The sequence below is a fragment of the Nocardia sp. CDC160 genome, assembly GCF_035818795.1.
Taxonomy (GTDB): Bacteria; Actinomycetota; Actinomycetes; order Mycobacteriales; family Mycobacteriaceae; genus Nocardia.
This window is the reverse complement of record NZ_JAYKYT010000001.1, coordinates 1,602,270-1,617,733: the sequence shown is the minus strand read 5'-3', so window position 1 is coordinate 1,617,733 and position 15,464 is coordinate 1,602,270. Positions and strand designations below refer to the sequence as shown.

The window sequence follows — 15,464 nt, the reverse complement described above, 5'->3', positions numbered from 1 at the left end:
TGCTCGCGATCGGTCCCTGAACTACAGTCGCTGCGATCATGTTTGCGGACGGTCGATTCGACCGGGGAACGGGGACGTAGTTGTTCGGCTTGCTGAGGCCGTGCGCGCACAGCGCCGCGCGCCACGGTATCGACCCGTCGGCGTGGCATACCCATCTGTGCGGACTGTGCCTGGGACTGCGCGACGGCCACGGTCAGCTGGCCCGCGCGGCCACCAATACCGATGCCATCGTGCTCGAAATACTCACCGAGGCACAGCAGTCGACCCCGGCGGCGCGGACGGCGGCCGGGCCCTGCGCGCTGCGCGGCATGCGGCGCGCCTCGGTGGTCGCCGCCGATGCCCCGGGCGTCCGGCTCGCCGCCACCGCCTCACTCCTGTTGGCCGCGGCCAAGATTCGCGACCACATGGACGACGGTGAGACCGCGCGCCTGACCCGCCGCCCCTTGAACCGCGTCTCGAATTGTTGGCAGGCCAGGGCCCGCTCCTCGGCCGCGCCGCTCGGGCTCGATATCGAACCGCTCATCACCGCGATCGAATCCCAACTGCGCCTGGAGAATTCGCCCGAGAGCACGCTCGACGACCTGACCGCACCGACGCAGCTGTGTGCTGCGGAGTTGTTCGCGCACACCGCGATTCTGGCCGACCGCCCCGAAAACACCGACGCCCTGCGCGAAGCCGGTTGGCACTTCGGCCGCATCGCCCACCTCGCCGATGCCCTGGAAGACCTCGACGCGGACCGCGCTCAGGGCCACTTCAACCCGCTGATCGCCACCGGCACCACACCCGAGCGGGCGCATTCCCTGGTGGCCGAATCGAATTCGCTGCTGCGGGCCGCCCTCGCCCGCGTCGCCCTGGACCGAATCGCCACCATCCGCTGGAGCCTGCTCGATCCCCTACGCGGCGTGGTCCGCGAACTCGGCCGCACCGCGGGCATCGCCCACACCTGCGCGACGGGAGCCTGCCGGACACGGGGTGCGACCACTGCCGCTGGCGCGACCGACCCGCCATCGAGCGTGGTCACCGATTTGGTCGAGACCCGGCCGGGCATGTTCGAAGGTGGCGGCCGCTCACCGGCCGCGCACGGCCAGCAGCCATGGCAGCCGGGCGCGCCGTTCACCCCGCAGCCGGGACTCGAGCCACCCGAACCGCCGCAAGGCCCCAACCTGCTCCAGGGACTGGGCATCCTCTGCACCCAGTACTGCACCGGATACGCCTGCTGCGCGACGCACACCCGGCCGTGCAGCGGCCAGCGCAAGGACGCGTGGATCAACCGCTGCGACTGCGATTGCAGTGACTGCTGCGACTGCGATTGCTGTGACTGCGACGGCTGCGGTGGATGCTGTGACTGCGGGGGCTGCGACTGCGGTTGCGACTGCTGACGCCGCCGGACGGGCTGGCAACACCCGGCAAGATTGGTGTGATCGCCGTGCAAGGGGTGTGCAAGTAGGGCCGCGCAGTGTTACGGCATGACTTCGGCACATGTTCCCGTACTGGTGGTCGGCGGCGGTCTGGTCGGGTTGTCGGCCGCGCTGTTTCTCGAATACCACGGTGTTCCCTATGTTTTGGTGGAGCGGCGGGGCACGCCGTCGCCGCTGCCGCGCTCGCGCGGGCTGCATACCCGGACCGGTGAGATGTACCGGCAGGTCGGGTTGGAGGCGCGGATTCTGGAGGTCGCGGCTACTGCGTTGAAGGCCGGGAAGTTCGGCGGGGCGTGGACCGGCGGGTCGGTGCGGACGGCCGAGGCCTTGGATCTGTCGGCGTTCGGGGCGAGCATCGCGGCGGGCGCGGATCCGAGTCCGGCGCAGTTCGTGTTCGTGCCGCAGGTGCAGCTGGAACCGGTGCTGGCGGAGGCGGCCCGGGAACGCGGCGGCGATCTCCGATTCGGTACGGAGCTGGTGGAATTCGCGCAGGATGCCGACGGTGTCACCGCGGTGCTGCGCGATGCCGCGGGTGCGCGCTCGGTGCTGCGGGCGGACTACCTGATCGCGGCCGACGGCGCGGGCAGCCCGATCCGGCAGGCACTGGGCATCACCGGCACCGAATTGCCGCCGACCCACCACTATCTGAATGTGTTCGCCCGCACCGATCTCACCGGAATTCTCGATGGCCGCGGGTTCAGCCAGTGCGAGATCACCGGTCCGCAGGTGCGCGGATTGGTGTTGACCAAGAACAACACCGACGAATGGTCCTTCCACATCGAGTACGACCCGGCGCTCGAATCACCCGCAGACTGGCCGGACGACCGCGTGTACGCGGCCATCCGGACCATGGTCGGCGCGCCCGACCTCGAGGTGGAGATCCTGGCCCGAAGCGCCTGGGATACCGGCGCTTTCGTGGCCGACGAGTACCGCCGCGACCGCGTCTTCCTGGTCGGCGATGCCGCGCACCGGCACGCGCCGTGGGGTGGCTACGGCGGCAACACCGGGGTCGCCGACGCCCACAACCTGGTCTGGAAGCTGGCGGCGACCCTGCGCGGCACCGCCGGACCGGCGCTGCTGGATTCCTATGCGGCCGAACGTCGTCCGCGCGCACAGGTCGCGGTCGAGCAATCACGCCTGGGCACCGATTTCCGGACCCGCTACGGCATCCCAACACCCGACAATGCCGGGGATCTGGCCCGCAGGCTCGACATGTCGGCGGTCATGAACCGCTACCGCTACACCTCGTCGGCCGTCCTCGACACCGCGGATTCGTCGCCGCACGTGCCCGCCCTGCACGGCCAGACCGGAACCCGCCTGCCGCACTGGTGGGTCGACGCCGGATCGTGGACCCTGTCCACCCTCGACCTGTGCGGCCCGGGTTTCACCCTGCTGATCGCCGGTGCGGCCGGTGCCTGGCGCGAAGCCGCGGCAAAGGCGCAGCGCGACACGGGCATCGACATCGCAGTGCACGCCCTACCCGTCTCCGACTGCGCCGAGCGGGCGGGCCTGGCCGAGGGCAAGGCGCTCCTGATCCGCCCGGACCACCACATTGCCGCCGGGCCGGATTCGGGCCTCACCCCGGCGTGGCTGGGCGAGGTGCTGGAATTGGTCTCCGATGCCCGCAATGCGCGGGCCGTCCTCGCCTAGCCCGGAAATACAAGAGCCGCACACTGTCTCGGTGGATGTAGAAACCCCTGCGTGGCGACATCCATATAGGCGAAACAATGTGCGGCTCTTCACCCCCGTCGGGCGGACCGCCTATGCGGCGGTATCGCCCGAATCCCTGGGTGACGCGTAAGCCACGTTCAGCGCAGCGTAGCGGTCAGGTGCGGGAAGCCTTTCTTCGGGTTCTTCAAGGAGATGTCCCACCCACCGGAAACCTGATCCGCGTACAGGTTCACCGTGGACGGCAGGAAGATCGGCTTGCCGAATTTCACCGCGTAGGTGACCTTTTCGGGAATGCGGCCCTCGATCGCCCCGAGCACCGTCGCGGCCGACCACATGCCGTGCGCGATCGGCTTGGGGAAGCCGAAGGCCTTGGCGCCCAGCGCCGAGGTGTGGATCGGGTTGTGGTCACCGGAGGCATTGGCGTAGCGGGTGATCATCTTCTGATCGACGCGCAGCGCCCGCAGTGGCGGCGGTGGCACCTCGTCGGGCTTGGGCTCGGGCTTGGGACCGCCCGACAGCGAGGTGCGCTGCTGGTGCAGGAAGGTGGTGACCTGACGCCACACCAGCTCCCGCCCCACGCTGACCTCGGTGATGGCGTCCACCAGCAGGCCCTTGGGGTGCTCGCGCAGGTTCTCGATGTGGGTCTCGAAGTCCAGCGGCTCGGACACCGAGATCTCGCGGGTGCGCTCGATGACGTTCTCCGCGTGCACCGCGCCGACCGCCACGAACGGGAAGTCGCGGGCGACGACCAGCTGCATGGCCAGCGGGAAGCTGAGCACGAACGGATAGGTCAGCGGCAGTGCGTCACCGAAGCGCAGGCCGGTGGCCCGGCAGTAGGCGGCGAGGTGATCGGGATCGGCCTTGAAGCCCTCGAGCCGCACCGTGCGGTCCGGCAGCGTGGACTTGCGGTTGGACAGTCCCGGCACCGGCAGCGCGCCCAGGGCGGCCTTGACGAACAGGCCGCTGTTCTTCGGCACCTCGGTGAGGTTGATGGTCTGCGACATCATGCTCCGATCAGGGCCTGGCCGCAGACGCGGATGATGTTGCCCGACACCGCGTTCGAGGCCGGGGAGGCGAAGTAGGCGATGGTCTCGGCGACGTCCACGGTCTGACCGCCCTGCAGCAGCGAGGACAGCAGGCGACCGGCCTCGCGGGTGCCCAGCGGGATGGCGGCGGTCATGGCGGTCTCGATGAAGCCGGGGGCCACGGCGTTGATGGTGATGCCCTTCTCGGCCAGCTTCGGGGCCTCGGCGTTCACCATGCCGATGACACCGGCCTTGGACGCGCCGTAGTTGGTCTGGCCACGGTTGCCCGCGATACCGGCGATGGAGGACACGTCGATGACACGGCCGCCCTGCTTCAGCGCGCCCTTGGCCACCAGGCCCTCGGTAATGCGGTGCGGCGCGGCCAGATTCACGCCGATGACCGAGTTCCAGCGGCCCTCGTCCATATTGGCGAGCAGCTTGTCGCGGGTGATGCCCGCGTTGTGCACGACGATGTCGATGCCGCCGAAGCGGGTGGTGGCGAACTCGGCCAGCTTCTCGGCGGCGTCGGGAGCGGTGACGTCGAGGGCGAGCGCGGTCGCACCGACCTTGTTGGCGGTCTCCGAGAGCGCCTCACCGGCGGCCGGGATGTCGGCCACGATCACGGTCGCGCCGTCCCGGGCGAAGACCTCGGCGATGGTCGCGCCGATGCCGCGGGCGGCGCCGGTGACCACGGCGACCTTGCCCTCGAGCGGCTTGTCCCAGGAGGACGGGGCGGTCGAATCGTCCTTGCCGACGCGGAAGACCTGGCCGTCGACGAAGGCCGACTTGCCGGACAGGATGAAGCGCAGGGTGGACTCCAGACCCGTTGCGGCGGTGGCGGCCTCGGGGTGCAGGTAGACCAGGTTGGCGGTGGCGCCGCGCAGCAGCTCCTTGCCGACCGAGCGGGTGAAGCCCTCGAGCGCGCGCTGCGCGATCTGCTCGTCGACCGACGCCGACAGTTCCGGGGTGGTGCCGATGACCAGCACGCGGCCGGAGGGGGCGATGCTGCGCATGGCGGGCTGGAAGAACTGGAACAGCTGCTCGAGTTCCTCGATGGTCTTGATGCCGGTGGCGTCGAACACGAGCGCGCCGAACTTCACGCCGGGGGTGATCGAATCCACAAAGGTGTAGTCGCCCAGCAGGTTCCGCACCGCGTCGGCGACGCGCCCCTTGCCGCCCACGAGAACCGGGCCGGGGAGCGCGGGCTCACAGGCCTTGTAGCGGCGCAGCGTCTCCGGCTGCGGCAGGCCGAGCTTGCTGGCCAGGAACGCGCCGGGGGCGGAGTGAACGAAAGATCCGTACAGGTTGGGAGCGCCCTTGCTCTTGCTGGCAGCCACGTTTCCTACCTTCTCCTTGGTTTCGGCCCGCCAAAAGCGGTATTGCGCACACATGCGCGGTTCGGTGTCGACAAATGAACTTACTCCAGAGTAAGTTTAATGTAAACCGAGTGACGCGCGTCCCGAGCGATAGCGCGTGGCGGAAATTCCACCGACGAGACACTGGAGACTCGAGTGACCACCAAAGCCCGTTCGGCGAAGGCCGCGGCCAAGACCACCAAGCAGGCGCGCCCGGTTGCCATCCTCGGCGGTAACCGCATCCCGTTCGCCCGTTCGGACGGCAAGTACGCCCACGCCTCCAACCAGGACATGTTCACCGCGGCGCTGAACGGGCTGGTCGCCCGCTTCGGCCTGCAGGGTGAGCGGCTGGGCATGGTCGTCGGCGGCGCGGTGCTCAAGCGCGTCGGCGAGCACGGCATGATCCGCGAGAGCGTGCTCGGCTCGACCCTCTCGCCCTACACCCCGGCCCACGATCTGCAGCTGGCCTGCGGCACCGGCCTGCAGTCCATCGTCACCGTGGCCGACGGAATCGCCTTGGGCCGCATCGAGAACGGCGTCGGCGGCGGCACCGACACCACCTCCGACGCGCCGATCGGCGTGAGCGAGGGCATGCGCGAGTGGATGCTCGACGCCAACCGCGCCAAGAAGAACTCCGACTACGTGAAGCTGGTCGGCCGCCTGCGCCCCTCGATGGTCGGCATCGAGATCCCGCGCAATGCCGAACCGCGCACCGGTCTTTCGATGGGTGAGCACGCCGCCATCACCGCCAAGGAGTTCGGCGTCTCCCGCGAGGCACAGGACGAGCTGGCCTACCTCTCGCACAAGAACATGGCCGCCGCCTACGACCGCGGCTTCATGGACGATCTCATCACCCCGTTCCTGGGTCTGACCCGCGACGACAACCTGCGCCCGGGCTCGACCATCGAGAAGCTGTCCACCCTGAAGCCGGTCTTCGGCGTCAAGCTGGGTGACGCGACCATGACCGCGGGCAACTCCACCCCGCTCACCGACGGCGCGTCCGCGGTGCTGCTGGGCTCGGAGGAGTGGGCGGCCTCGCGCAACCTGCAGCCGCTGGCCTACCTGGTCGACTCCGAGGTGGCCGCGGTGGATTACATCCACGGTCCGGACGGGCTGCTCATGGCCCCCACCTACGCGGTGCCGCGCCTGCTGGCCCGAAACGGCCTGACGCTGCAGGATTTCGACTACTACGAGATTCACGAGGCCTTCGCCTCCGTCGTGCTTGCCACCCTGCAGGCGTGGGAGTCGGACCAGTACTGCAAGGAGCGCCTGGGCCTGGACGGCGCGCTGGGCAAGATCGACCGGTCGAAGCTGAACGTGAACGGCTCCTCGCTGGCCGCGGGCCACCCGTTCGCCGCCACCGGCGGCCGCATCATCGCCCAGACCGCCAAGCAGCTGGCGGAGAAGGGTGGCGGCCGCGCGCTGGTCTCCATCTGCGCCGCGGGCGGCCAGGGCGTCGTGGCGATCGTCGAGCGCTGACGCGCCGGGGGCTACGCCCCTGAAACCCCTTGGGGGATGGGGGCCTTGCTCCCAAATCCCATTCGAGGGCGGTACCGGTCTCCTGACCCGTACCGCCCTCGTCGTATTCACCCCTGGACGACCAGGTTTCGGGTGCGGTGGGCCAGATCGGAGATGCGGGTGCCGTCGTAGCCCGATACCGCGCTGTGCACGGTGTCGTGGAACGGCGCGACCCAGTGGGCGGGGAGGTTCGAGGCTCCGGCGAGGACGCCCGCTACCGAGCCCGCGGTCGCGCCATTGGAGTCGGTGTCCCAGCCGCCCTGCACGGTGAGGGCGATGGTTGTCGTGAAATCGCCCTCGCCCCACAGCAATCCGGCGGCGATGAGGCAGGCGTTGCCGATGGCGTGGACCCAGCTGTAGCGGTCGTGGCGAGCCCGGACGGCGGCCACGGCCGCGTCCCAGGAGCGCCCGCCGCGGTGGTCGTCGCGCACGTCGGCCAGGGCCACGGCGAGGCGGGAGCGGGCCGGGATGACCGATTCGGCGATGGCCAGCAGGTCGGCGGGCGCGGGGGTGGTGAAAGCGGCGGAGACCAGAGCGGCCGACCACATGGCGGCCCACAAACCATTGCCCACGTGGGAGATCGACGCCTCGCGGGCGGCGGCCACGGCGGCGCGGCGGGGTTGACCCGGGTGGGTGTAGCCGTGGATGTCGGCGCGGATGAGCGCGCCGATCCATTCGCGGTAGGGGTTTCGGTAGGTGGCGGTGTCGGGTGGGGCGTAGCCGTCGATGAGGTTGCGGTAGGCCACGCGTTCGGCGGTGTAGGTCTGCAGGAACGGCAGGCGCTCGAGCCAGAGGGCGGCCACATCGTCGGCGGTGAAGTCCGGGCCGTGCTGCTCGAGCAGGTGCAGGCCGAGAATGGTGTAGTCGATGTCGTCGTCGCGGGGGCAGCCGTCGATGCCACCGAGAGTCGCTGCGCGCCAATCCCTTCGGCTGGCGATCTCCGGCGGGATGGGCTCGGACACGGGCACGTAGTCGCGTAACGGGTACGCGTCGTAGGGCTCGAGGTAGGCGCGAATGCGTTCGGGTGTCCAGAGGAAGCCGTTCTCCAGCGGCTTGCCCAGGGTGCACCCGGCGCAGCGGCCCAGCCAGCCGCCGTGAATGCGGTCCAGCAGTTCCCTATCCGACACTGTCGGCGGCGAATCAAGCTCTGCTTCAGGCAGATTCGCGCTCCACGGTGCGTCCCGCCACTCGGTGTACGGCCAGTCCGGAATCCGGCGCGCCCGCTCGATGCGATCGAGAAGTCGCCAGCAGGCCCCCGGGACCGGATGCTCGGTGTGGGTGAGCTCGTGCACCTCCTCGGCGAAATCGTCGACCGCGTAACCGGATTCGATGCGTTGACACCATTCGTAGTACAGCAGGGCGCGCGGGTCGGCCTCGTGGTGGCCGAAGAAGGCCGACTCTATGGTCACAACACCGCCTGGGTGGCCGCGACCACCTCGGAGAGTAGGGGCAGGGATTCGTCGCGCTGGGGTGCGCGCGCCCACCAGCGGCCCTCGTGGGTGTGGCGGCCGAATCCGGTGGGCAGGATGACATTGCTGCGGTGCGGGCCGATGTCGATGCTGTTGCGCTCCAACAGTTCCAGGCATTGATCGGACGGGTAGCCGTCGAAGACCGCCAGGAAGGTGCGCCGCGGCGGCTTGTCGCGCACCAGCACCGGGCCGGGCACACCCCGCCCGACCAGTTCGTCAAGGATCAAGGCACCCAACGACTCCGGCGTGTTCAGGGCGGCGATGGTGTCGACCAGCGGTAGCACCACGAATCCGGGTGTGGTCACGTGCACGTAGGGGAGACCGAACAGGGAGCGGTACACACGTGCCCACTCCTGCGGGGTCGTCAGCTCGTCCAACCGCACATTCCACCCCTCGTTCGGGCCCAGCTCCAACGACGGCGATGTCGAACTTCAGTGAAAACCCGCATGTCCCTTCACACCACCGCTTTGGGTGAATCGTTCGCAAACTGTGGAGAACTTGCGACGTGCCGGTGGTTGCCAAGTCCGCTGAACGGTCGGTTTCCGGGGTAGCCTCGGGGGTACAGCCAGACGTTCCTACCAGGAGGTACGTCATGCCCTGCGATTTGATGCTGATCGCCTACGACGGCTCCGAGAACGCTCGGCGGGCCGTCGAATACGCGGGCCGGTTCCTGGCGGCGAACCGCGCCGTGGTGCTGACCGCGTGGGAGCCGATGGTGCGGCAGGCCGCTCGCCTGTCGGGGTTGTCGGGGGTGATGCAGCCCGAGTGGATGACCGACGACGAAATAGAGGACGTCGCCCTCGTGGACGCCAGGAATATCAATGCCGAAGGGGTGCGGCTGGCCAAACTGGCCGGTCTGAACGCCGAGGCGCGCACGGTGGAGTGCACCACCACCATCTGGACCGCCATTGTCGAGGTGGCGGACGAACTGGACGTGGACATCATCGTGGCGGGCACGCGCGGGGCCACCGGTATCCGCGCCCTCATGCATTCCAGCGTGGCCGACGCGGTGCTCAAGCATTGCCACCGGCCGGTGCTCATGGTGCCGCCGGGGCGTGAGCCGGGCTCCGGACACGCCTGACCGACCGGTCGCCACACCCCGTTGCGGGAAAGGTGCTGGGCCCCAGGAAGATCCCTGGCAACACGCCCGCGACCAGGTGAGAGATGCGTCGCTCCCCGGCGCCGCGCGCCCGGCCGCAGGGCTATGGTCGAAGCATCATGGACGGATTTCTGCTCGCGACGCCGGAGGGTGTCGTCCGCGCCTCCGGCAGCCGCGCCGCCTTCGATTCGGCGGCGGCCGCCGCGGCGGCGCTGCGGTCCGGCGCGGCCGAGCTGATCGTCGGGGCGCTGGCCTTCGATCCGCGTCGACCCGCCGCGCTGGTCGCGCCCGAGGAGGCCGTGCACACCGCCGGTCCGTGGCGGCCCGCGGCCCTGCCGGAGCTGCCCGAGGTCCGGGTGATCTCCGAAATTCCCAGTGCCGCAGAGCATGTCGCACGGGTCACGAAACTGGTGGAGCAGTTGGGCGATCCGGGCCAGCCGCTGCGCAAGGTGGTCGCGGCCCGCTCGCTGGTGGCCGCGGCCGACGCGCCGCTGGCGGCCGAGGTCATTGCCGCGCACCTGGTGACCCGCCATCCCCGCGCCGCCGTCTACGCGGTGGACCTGTCCCCCGCCGGGCGGCCGGGCGACACCCTGCTCGGCGCGACGCCCGAGGTGCTCGTCTCGCGCCAGGGGCGCACGGTGACCCTGCGGCCGCTGGCCGGGACCATGCCGCGGCTGGCCGATCCGGCGGCGGACGCGGCCCGCGCCCGAGATTTGCTGGCCAGCACCAAGAATCGCGATGAGCACGCCTTCGTCATCGACTGGATCCGCGAGCTGCTGACCCCGGTCTGCACCGAGCTCACCATCCCCGACGGCCCGGAACTGCTCGCCACCCCGCAGGTCTGGCACCTGGCCACCCCCATTCGCGGCGAACTCCGCGATCCGACCACCACGGCACTCGACCTGGCCGTGCTGCTGCACCCCACCCCGGCCGTCTGCGGCACCCCGACCGATCTGGCCCTCGACGCCATCGCCGACCTCGAGGGCGATCGCGGCTTCTACGGCGGCGCGGTCGGCTGGTGCGACGCCTCCGGCGACGGCAACTGGTACGTAGCCATTCGCTGTGCCGAACTCTCCGCCGACGCCCGCACACTGCGCGCCTTCGGCGGCGGCGGCATCGTCGCGGCCTCCGATCCGCAGACGGAACTCCAAGAAACCACCGCCAAACTCCGCACCTTCCTCGGCGGCTTCGACTGCGAGATCCCCGAGTAGCTCCCCCGCCTCCCCGCGCCTTCAGCGCACGGCTGAGAGCCGTTGGCGTCGAGCACGCGTGCCGACGGTCGGGAGCCGAACCGATTTTGGACGTCCCCGACGAGTTACCCCCACCGCTACGAAATCAGTTGTCGCCTTGGCATCCGGAACACCGCCGTCTGCTAGGTTGGCTCGAGTTGTACGCATGGGCCGATGTTGGGAGTACCGCGATGAAGTTTGCCGTTCCTGGTGCAGCGAGTGCTGTCGGTGGGGCCTTGGTCGGGCTGGCGGCGGTCCTGGTCATCACGATGGCGGCTGCGCAGGACAAGCGGCCCGACATCGACCGCAGTGGCGACGCCTCGTCGTCGCTATTGAACAACGTTGAGTACGGCTCGCGCTGACCGGCTGACCTCCGAACCAGGCCACCCCGAGGACGCGCGGTCTCACCCCGAGGACGCGCAGTCTGCCGCGACCGGTCCGGGCGAGGACCGGTCACCGAACACCACACCGCTGGGCCGTCGCTGGCTGCTCGGCAGCGTCATCGCCGCCTTCCTGCTGACCTTTCTGCAGGCACCCGGGCAAACCGTCGCCGATACGAAATACGATCTGGCGCAGAATCCGCTCGGCTTCCTCTCCCGCGCTTCGCATCTGTGGAGCAGCCAGGCCCCGATGGGGCAGGTGCAGAACCAGGCCTACGGCTACTTCTTTCCGCACGGCGCGTTCTTCTCGCTCGGGCACATCCTCGGCCTGCCGGGGTGGGTGACCCAGCGCATCTGGTGGGCACTGCTGTTGCTCGCCGGATTCTGGGGCATCATCCGGCTCTGTGAGGTACTCGGCCTGGGCAGTCGCGGTTCCCGGGTGGTCGCCGCGATCGCGTTCGCGCTCTCGCCCCGGGTACTCACCACGCTCGGCTCGATCTCCTCGGAGACGCTGCCGATGATGCTCGCGCCGTGGGTGCTGCTCGCGCCCGCCGCGCTGGGCGTGGCCATGAAACGCCCGACCACCGATCCGCCCGCCCGGCGCGGCTGGGCAACACCTGCGGGCAGCGCGCTCGCGCTGGCGCTGATGGGTTCGGTGAACGCGGTCGCCACGGCCGCCGCCTTCCTGCCCGCGGCGCTGTGGTGGCTCTCCTACAAGCCGAATCGCACGTGGTGGCGCTTCACCCGCGCCTGGATCCCCCTGCTGGTGCTGGGCACCTTCTGGTGGGTGGTGCCACTGCTGTTGCTGGGCAAGGTGAGTCCGCCGTTCCTGGACTACATCGAGTCCTCCGGGGTGACCACCCAGTGGGCCTCGCTCGGAGAAGTGCTGCGCGGCACCGACAGTTGGACGCCGTTCGTGTCCCCGGAGCGCATCGCGGGCGCGGTGCTGGTGACCCAGCCCGCCGCGGTGCTGGCCACCGGACTGCTGGCGGCCGCCGGAATGGCCGGGCTGGCCATGGGATCCAATCCGTTTCGGGGACGCCTCGCGCTCATCCTGCTGGTCGGCCTGGTCGGCATCTGCGCGGGCTACGCCGGTGCGCTGGGCGGCCCGTTCGCCGAACAGGTGCGAATATTCCTCGACTCCGGCGGCGCGCCGCTGCGCAATGTGCACAAGCTGGAACCCCTCATCCGGCTGCCGCTGGTGCTCGGTCTCGCCCATCTGCTGCGCCGGGTGCCGCTGCCGGGTTCGGTGCCGATGCCGGTGTGGCGCAGGGCCTTCGCGCATCCCGAACGCGACCGGATGGTCGCGGTCGGCGCGCTGATCCTGACCGCGCTGGCGCTGTCCACCTCGCTGGCCTGGACCGGCAAGCTCGCACCGCGCGGCAGCTACGACCGGGTGCCGGGGTATTGGCAGCAGACGGCGGACTGGCTGGCGCACAACGCTTCCGATACCCGCGCCCTGGTGGTGCCGGGCGCGCCCTTCGGCAGTCAGGTATGGGGCCTCACCCGCGACGAGCCACTGCAGGCGCTGGCCAGCACCCCGTGGGCGGTGCGAGACGCGGTGCCGCTCAATCCGCCCGGCGCGATTCGCGCCATGGACTCGGTGCAGCGGCTCATTGCCGACGGGCGACCGTCGACGGGGCTGGCGGCCACGCTGGCCGGGCAGGGCATTGGAATCCTGGTGCTGCGCAATGATCTCGACCCGGAGACCTCGCGCTCGACCCGGCCGATGCTCGCCCATCGCACGATCGAAGGCTCGCCGGGTCTGACGAAGGTCGCCGAATTCGGCGAGCCGGTCGAGACCGGGAAGGTGGAAGGCCTGGTGGCGGACGGGGATCTGCGCCCCGACTACCCGGCCATCGAGATCTACCGCGTCGAGCCGACGGTGCCCGGCACACCCACCCAGGTGCACAGCGGTGTCGGCGCACCGAATTCGTTCCCGGGCGCGGTCACCGTACCGCTGGACAGCATCCCGGTCGTCCAGGGTGGACCCGAGGTCGTGGAACGGTTGCGGCGCGATCCCGCGACACCCGCCGGGCCGACCATGCTGGCCTCGGACGCCGCCACCGCCGGACTGCCCATGGACGGTGTCACCATCACCGACACCCCCATGGACCGCGAGTCCGACTTCGGCCGCGTGGACAACCACAACTCGGCCCTGCGCGCGCCGAACGACGCCCGCCGCACCCACAACCTGGTACCCGACTACCCCGTGTACGGCGCGCAACTCGTCGAGGGCGAATGGTCCGGCGCGACCATTACCGCCTCCAGTTCCGCCGGTGACGCGACCCAGCTCGGCGGGGCCGCACCCGGCAGCTCCACCGCCGCCGTGGTGGACGGCGACCCGGCCACCGCCTGGATCAGCAATGGCGCGGAACACGCCGTGGGCCAATGGCTTCGGCTGGATCTCGACAAGCCGGTCAGCACCGCGGTGCTGCGGCTCACCACCAGCGCGGCCGCCATCGGCAGCCCGGTGAAGTGGGTCGAGGTGGAGACCGCCAAGGGCACGGTGGCCGCGCGCATCACCGAACCCGGTACACCGGTGCCGATCTCGCTGCCGCCCGGCCGCACCGACTGGATCAAGATCACGGCCATGAACACCGAGGACGGCAGTGCCGGTGGACAATTCGGCATCAGTGAGCTGACCCTGGACGACTACGCCGACCGCGAGAACCCGGTGCCCGTGGACATCCGCCACCGCACCGTGCTCCCGCCCGCGCCCGCCGGTGCGCCCGTACGGGGTTGGGACCTGGGACAGGAATTCCCCGGCCGCAGCGCCTGTTTCGACTCTCCCGACCGGGTCCGCTGCAGCAAGGGCCTCGCCTTGGCCGCCGAGGAGCCCGGCCTGTTCGAGCGCACCCTGCAGGTGCCGCAACCGATCTCGGTAACCCCGGACCTGATCGTGCACACCCGCCCCGGACCGGCGCTGGAGGCCCTGCTCACCGATCCGGACCGGCCGATCGCGCGCGGCCAGGCCGATGTGGCCGACCCGCGCGGCTCCGCCTTCGCCGCCACCGACGGCGACCCGCGCACCAGCTGGACCGCGCCGGAGACGACCGTGCGCAACCCGGCGGGCGCGAAACCCACGCTCACCATCGAACTTCCGGCCCCGACCCTGGTGACCGGGCTCGAGGTCGCGCCCTCGCGCGGTGATCTGCCCGCCCACCCGACCTCGGTCTCGGTGAATCTCGGCGACGGCCCGCAGGTGCGCGCGGTGAATCCGGACTCCGGCGTGGCCACCCGCATCGACCTGCATCCCCGGGTCACCGATCGGATCGAGATCAGCATTCAGACCTGGGATGGCGTACTCGACCGCACCGCACTGGGTTTCGCGCAGGAGCAGCCGCCGGGGCTGGCCGAGGTGAACGTGCTGGGTCCCGACTATCCGGCCCCGGCCGACCCGAATCGACAGCTCACCATCGACTGCGCGCACGGGCCCACCATTGCCGCCGCGGGCCGCACCCTGCACACGACGGTCACCGGCACCGCCGCCGAATTGCTGTCCGGCGCACCGCTGCCCGCGACGGTGTGCGCGGTGGACGACTCCCCTCCCGGCTCGACCGGTACCGAGTCCGGCTTCGAATTCCCTTCCGGGCGTGTGGATGTCGCGGTCGCGCCGACCGATCTGTTCACCGTCGACGAACTGCGCTTGAACCGGACCCCGGCGCTGCCTCCGGTCGCCGAACCCACGGGCACGGCGGGCACGCAGGTGCTCGTCCTGCCCCTCAGCACCAATGTGGGCTGGCAGGCCCGCACCGCCGACGGTCACACCTTGAAACCCGTGGTGATCAATGGCTGGCAGCAGGCCTGGCTGGTCCCGGCGGGCACACAGGGGCCGATCACCGTCGCGTTCCCCACCGATCGCTGGTATCGCCTGGCCATTTTCGGCGGCCTTCTGCTGCTGATTCCCCTTGTGGCACTGGCCTTCCGGGGTGCGCGCGCGCCGGTCCGGGACGACGGTCCCGCCCCGCGGGCGTGGCGCGGTCGCGCGGTGGCGGGTCTGGGCCTGGCCGCCGGGGCCGGACTCATCGCGGGGCCGGTCGCCCTGGTGATCACGCTGGTCGGCCTGATCGGCGACCACCTGTCGCCGCGCTGGTGGCCGCGTGCGCTGGTCGCCCTCGCGGGCGGTGGCACGGCCATTTGCGCGGCGGCATTGTCGACCGGTCCGTGGCGTTCGTTCGAGGGCTATGTCGGCGGTTCGCCGTGGGTGCAGTTCCCGGCCCTGGTCGCGGTGATCGCGGTCGGTATCGCGGCGCTCCCGCCCCGGCGCTGAATCCCGCTGCCGCTCAGCGGAAATCTC

General features: G+C 70.2%; 11 protein-coding genes. 7 read left to right on the top strand and 4 right to left on the bottom strand.

The annotated features are described in order from the left end of the window. Positions 1-80: 80 nt before the first annotated feature. Together VMT40_RS07205 and VMT40_RS07200 are read left to right on the top strand one after the other, a co-directional pair. Positions 81-1,379, top strand: a complete 1,299-nt coding sequence (locus tag VMT40_RS07205; RefSeq protein WP_326357120.1) for a DUF5685 family protein — start codon at positions 81-83, stop codon at positions 1,377-1,379. Between the two features lie 87 nt (positions 1,380-1,466). After that, the gene (locus VMT40_RS07200; RefSeq protein ID WP_326357119.1) at positions 1,467-3,068 is read left to right on the top strand and encodes an FAD-dependent monooxygenase; all 1,602 of its coding nucleotides are present in this window, start codon (positions 1,467-1,469) and stop codon (positions 3,066-3,068) included. Between the two features lie 158 nt (positions 3,069-3,226). Here the strand turns inward: VMT40_RS07200 and VMT40_RS07195 are convergent, their stop codons facing one another. After that, positions 3,227-4,096, bottom strand: coding sequence for a MaoC family dehydratase (locus tag VMT40_RS07195; protein ID WP_326357118.1), 870 nt, complete (start codon positions 4,094-4,096; stop codon positions 3,227-3,229). Further along, on the bottom strand, positions 4,093-5,451 hold the full coding sequence (locus VMT40_RS07190; RefSeq protein ID WP_326357117.1) for a 3-oxoacyl-ACP reductase: 1,359 nt from the start codon (positions 5,449-5,451) through the stop codon (positions 4,093-4,095). The genes VMT40_RS07195 and VMT40_RS07190 overlap by 4 nt, the downstream gene beginning before the upstream one ends. Positions 5,452-5,625: 174 nt before the next feature. Here VMT40_RS07190 and VMT40_RS07185 point away from each other — a divergent pair, with 174 nt between their 5' ends. Beyond that, positions 5,626-6,948 (top strand): acetyl-CoA C-acetyltransferase, encoded by a 1,323-nt coding sequence (locus VMT40_RS07185; protein ID WP_326357116.1) that lies wholly within the window; start codon positions 5,626-5,628, stop codon positions 6,946-6,948. Between the two features lie 107 nt (positions 6,949-7,055). On the opposite strand, the gene VMT40_RS07180 is transcribed toward VMT40_RS07185, so the two are convergent. Both VMT40_RS07180 and VMT40_RS07175 read right to left on the bottom strand, forming a co-directional pair. Further along, entirely contained in the window at positions 7,056-8,396 is a 1,341-nt protein-coding gene (locus tag VMT40_RS07180; protein WP_326357115.1) for an ADP-ribosylglycohydrolase family protein, read from the bottom strand. Then, positions 8,393-8,833 (bottom strand): hypothetical protein, encoded by a 441-nt coding sequence (locus VMT40_RS07175; protein ID WP_326357114.1) that lies wholly within the window; start codon positions 8,831-8,833, stop codon positions 8,393-8,395. Before VMT40_RS07175 ends, VMT40_RS07180 begins: the two co-directional genes overlap by 4 nt. Before the next feature lie 215 nt (positions 8,834-9,048). On the opposite strand from VMT40_RS07175, the gene VMT40_RS07170 reads away from it, so the two are divergent. From VMT40_RS07170 to VMT40_RS07155, 4 genes are all read left to right on the top strand, one after another. Then, the gene (locus VMT40_RS07170; RefSeq protein WP_326357113.1) at positions 9,049-9,537 is read left to right on the top strand and encodes a universal stress protein; all 489 of its coding nucleotides are present in this window, start codon (positions 9,049-9,051) and stop codon (positions 9,535-9,537) included. A 137-nt stretch (positions 9,538-9,674) separates the two neighbouring features. Then, the gene (locus VMT40_RS07165) at positions 9,675-10,766 is read left to right on the top strand and encodes an isochorismate synthase (protein ID WP_326357112.1); all 1,092 of its coding nucleotides are present in this window, start codon (positions 9,675-9,677) and stop codon (positions 10,764-10,766) included. A gap of 209 nt (positions 10,767-10,975) precedes the next feature. After that, the gene (locus tag VMT40_RS07160; protein ID WP_326357111.1) at positions 10,976-11,146 is read left to right on the top strand and encodes a DUF2613 domain-containing protein; all 171 of its coding nucleotides are present in this window, start codon (positions 10,976-10,978) and stop codon (positions 11,144-11,146) included. Between the two features lie 109 nt (positions 11,147-11,255). Next, complete coding sequence (locus tag VMT40_RS07155) at positions 11,256-15,437, top strand: alpha-(1->3)-arabinofuranosyltransferase (protein WP_326357233.1); 4,182 nt, start codon at positions 11,256-11,258, stop codon at positions 15,435-15,437. Positions 15,438-15,464 lie beyond the last annotated feature (27 nt).